This is a genomic window from Streptomyces albidochromogenes (assembly GCF_005981925.1).
GTDB lineage: Bacteria > Actinomycetota > Actinomycetes > Streptomycetales > Streptomycetaceae > Streptomyces > Streptomyces albidochromogenes.
In genome coordinates, this window is the sequence record NZ_VBVX01000456.1 from 1 (window position 1) to 3,925 (window position 3,925).

A 3,925-nucleotide genomic window follows, 5' to 3' on the forward strand; every position below is an offset into this window, starting at 1 on the left:
GCGGTGTCGGGCAGCTCGGCGGGCCGGGGGTCGGCGACGGCGAAGTCGAAGGCGGAGGTGAGGTCGCCGCAGATCGCGCGCCGCCACGGCGAGATGTTGGGTTCGTGGACTCCGAAGCGGCGTTCCATGAAGCGGATGATCGAGGTGTGGTCGAAGACCTCGGAGCAGACGTAACCGCCGGTGCTCCAGGGGGAGACGACGAGCATCGGGACGCGCGGGCCGAGGCCGTAGTTGCCCGCCGCGTACGAGGTGCCGCCCGCGTACTGCTCGGTGGTGGTGTCGACGGTGGACTTGCCCTGGGCGGCGGAGGCGGGCGGGTACGGCGGCACGATGTGGTCGAAGAAGCCGTCGTTCTCGTCGTACGTGATGAACAGGGCCGTGCGGCTCCACACCTCGGGGTTGGAGGTCAGCGCGTCGAGCACCTGCGCGATGTACCAGGCGCCGTAGTTGGAGGGGAAGTTGGAGTGCTCGGTGAAGGCCTCCGGAGCGGCGATCCAGGAGATCTGCGGCAGCTTGCCGGCCCGGACGTCGGCCTTGAGGTCGTCGAGGTAGCCGTCGCCGTTCTTGACGCTGGTGCCGGTGCGGGCCTTGTCGTAGAGCGGGTCGCCGGGCCTGGCGTTGCGGTACTGGTTGAAGTAGAGCAGCGAGTTGTCGCCGTAGTTGCCCCGGTAGGCGTCATTGATCCAGCCCCAGTGCCCGGCGGCGTCCAGGCCGTCGCCGGTGTCCTGGTAGATCTTCCAGGAGACGCCGGCCTTCTCCAGCCGCTCGGGGTACGTCGTCCAGCCGTACCCCGACTCCTCGTTGCCGAGCACCGGTCCGCCGCCGGCGCCGTCGTTCCCGGTGTACCCCGTCCACATGTAGTAGCGGTTCGGGTCGGTGGCCCCGATGAACGAGCAGTGGTACGCGTCGCACACCGTGAACTTGTCGGCGAGCGCGTAGTGGAAGGGGATGTCCTCCCGCGTCAGGTACGCCATCGTCGTCGGCGTCTTGGCGGGCACCCACTGGTCGTACTTGCCCTTGTTGAGCGCCTTGTGGCCGCCGGCCCAGTCGTGGTTGAGGCCCTGGAGGAACTGCATGCCCAGATCGTCGGCGGTGGGGTGGAACGGCAGGGTCACCTTGTTGCCGGTGTCCGCCTGGTGCCAGACCGGCTTGCCGCTCGGCAGTGTCACCGGGCGCGGGTCCCCGAAGCCCCGTACGCCCTTCATCGCACCGAAGTAGTGGTCGAAGGAACGGTTCTCCTGCATCAGTACGACGATGTGGTCGACGTCCTGGATCGTGCCGGAGACACGGTTGGCCGCGATGGCGGCGGCGCGGTCGATGCTGCTCGACAGGGCGGCGAAGCCCGCGGTCGCGCCGGCTATCTGGAGGAAGCGGCGCCTATTGAGTTCTGGCATGAGTGGGGGGCCTCTTGGGGTGTGAGGAGACAGAAGCGAACAGAATGTTCCAAGAGGACACAGCAGAAGGGAAGAGGCAGGGAAGCGGCGATGACGCCGCCGTGAAAAGTCGCGGTATACGTCGCCAACGCGGCCGCCTGTGCGGCCGCGAGGCACACCGGGGCCGCAGCCCCCGGGTGCGCGGGCCGGGGCGCGCCGGCCGTCAGGCCGACGCGCGCTTCCTCGGGGTGGCCTTCTTGGCGGTGGTCTTCTTCGCCGCCTGCGCCTGCTTCTGCCCGGCGGCCTGCTTCCCGGACGCCGGGGCAGCCTTCTTCGCGCCGGGTGTCGCCGCGGGCGCCGTCTTCTTCGCCGCGGCCGTCTTCTTCGCCGCCGGCTTCTTCTTCGCCTCCGCGGGGGAGGCCGCCGCCTTGCCCTTCTTGCCCGGCGCCATCCGCGTGACCTCGGCGACCTCTTCGCCCTCGTCCTCGCCGCGCGACTCCTTCGCCGCCCGCACGCTCTTCTCCAGCGCCGCCATCAGGTCGATCACCTGGCCGCCGCCGGCCGCCGGCGCGGCCTCGGCGGGAAGCTCGCCACCGGACGCCTTGGCGGCGATCATCTCCTCGACGGCCTCGCGGTAGTCGTCATGGAGGGTGTCGAGGTCGACCTCGCCGAGCGTGTTCATCAGCGCGTCCGCCAGGTCCAGTTCGGCGTCGCGCACCGTCACGTCCGTCTCCGGCGCGACCCCTTCGGGCGCCCGTACCTCGTCGGGCCAGAGCAGGCCGTGCATCACGATGGCGTCGTCCACAACCCGCAGCATGCCGAGCCGCTCACGGCCGCGCAGCGCGAACTTGGCGACGGCCACCTTGTCACTGCGCTTGAGCGCCTCGCGCAGCAGGACGTACGGCTTGGCGGCCGGGGCGCCGCTCGCGGACAGGTAGTACGCCGAGTCCATCTGCAGGGGGTCGATCCTGGCGGCCGGCACGAAGGCGACGATCTCGATCGTCTTGGCCGTGGGCAGCGGCAGTGCGGCCAGGTCGTCGTCCGTGATCGGCATGATCCCGCCGCCCGGCTCCTCGTACCCCTTGCCGATCTCGGACGCCGGGATCTCCTCGCCGTCCAGTTCGCAGACCTTCCGGTAGCGGATCCGGCCACCGTCGGCCGTGTGGATCTGGCGGAACGAGATGGAGTGGTGCTCGGTGGCGTTGACCAGCTTGATCGGGATGCTGACCAGGCCGAAGGAGATGGCGCCGTTCCAGATGGATCGCACGTTTCGCCCCCTTGAGACGCTTTTAGCCGTAAATGCGTGAGAGTGTCATCGTATGTCGCCTATCACAGAGGTGGAGGGGCGGCGCCTGGCGCTCAGCAATCTGGACAAGGTCCTCTATCCCGCCACCGGGACCACCAAGGGCGAGGTGCTGCACTACTACGCCACGACCGCGGACGCGTTCCTCCCGCATCTGCGCGACCGGCCCATCTCGTTCCTGCGCTATCCGGACGGTCCCGACGGACAGCTGTTCTTCACCAAGAATCCGCCGCAGGGTACGCCCGACTGGGTGCGGACGGTGGAGGTGTCCCGCACCGAGGGCCGGCCGGCGCGCCAGGTGATCGTCCAGGACCTGCCGACGCTGATCTGGGCGGCGAACCTGGTGGTGGAGTTCCACACGCCGCAATGGCTCGACCCGGAGCCCGGCGTCGCCGACCGCCTGGTCCTGGACCTCGATCCCGGCGCGCCCGCGGGCGTCGCCGAGTGCTGCGTGGTCGCGCTGTGGCTGCGCGAGCGGCTCGCGGCGGACGGCATCGAGTCGTACGCGAAGACCTCGGGCTCCAAGGGGCTGCATCTGCTGGCCGCGCTGGAGCCGACGCCCTCCGAGGAGGTCTCGGCGTACGCGAAACGGCTGGCGCTGGAGGCGCAGGAGGCGCTCGGGGAGCTGGTCGTGCACCGGATGACGCGGGCGCTGCGGCCGGGGAAGGTCTTCGTCGACTTCAGCCAGAACGCCGCCGCGAAGACGACGGCGGCGCCGTACACACTCCGCGCGAAGACCGAGCCGACCGTGTCCGCGCCGGTGACCTGGGACGAGGTGGACACCGGGCGCGAGGCCCCGGGGCGGCTCGTCTTCCGGGCGGCGGACATCGGCGTACGGCTGGAGCGGTACGGCGACCTGCTGGCCCCGCTGGTCGATCCGGAGCACGCCCATCCGCTGCCGGGGGCGTGAGAGTCGTGGCAGCGGTCGTGCCGCCGGTCCAGGTGATGCGGCCCCGGACGGCGGCGGAGATCCCGGCGGCGGACGGGCTGCCGGGCGGGGTCCAGTACAGCGTCAAGCTGGACGGGTTCCGGTGCGTGGCGTTCGCGCGGGGCGCGGCCCCGCCCGTTCTCCAGTCCCGTTCGGGGCGCGACATGAGGCCCGACTTCCCGGACGTCGCCGCCGCGATCGGAGCGCTGCCGGACGGTCTGGTGCTCGACGGCGAGGTGTGCGCGTGGGCGGCCGGGGCCTTCGCCTTCCACCAGCTGATGCGGCCGCACGCCGCGCGGGTGGCGGACGGGGTGGTGGCTG

The 3,925-nt window shown here is 70.7% G+C and carries 4 protein-coding genes; 2 read left to right on the plus strand and 2 right to left on the minus strand.

What is annotated here, in order from left to right; genetic code table 11:
- A partial coding sequence (locus tag E2E34_RS32290) for a phosphocholine-specific phospholipase C (protein WP_138905397.1) occupies positions 1-1,394 on the minus strand: 1,394 nt, incomplete at its 3' end.
- 202 nt (positions 1,395-1,596) lie between these two features.
- Positions 1,597-2,640 carry a non-homologous end joining protein Ku gene (gene ku / locus E2E34_RS32295; RefSeq protein ID WP_138905398.1) on the minus strand — a complete coding sequence of 348 codons (1,044 nt, stop codon included), beginning with the start codon at positions 2,638-2,640 and terminating at the stop codon, positions 1,597-1,599.
- A gap of 52 nt (positions 2,641-2,692) precedes the next feature.
- Between ku and ligD the strand changes: the two genes are divergently transcribed.
- Positions 2,693-3,586 (plus strand): non-homologous end-joining DNA ligase, encoded by an 894-nt coding sequence (ligD, locus tag E2E34_RS32300; RefSeq protein WP_138905399.1) that lies wholly within the window; start codon positions 2,693-2,695, stop codon positions 3,584-3,586.
- Between the two features lie 5 nt (positions 3,587-3,591).
- Positions 3,592-3,925: DNA ligase-like domain-containing protein (locus E2E34_RS32305; protein WP_500691585.1), on the plus strand; the 334-nt coding region annotated here is incomplete at its 3' end.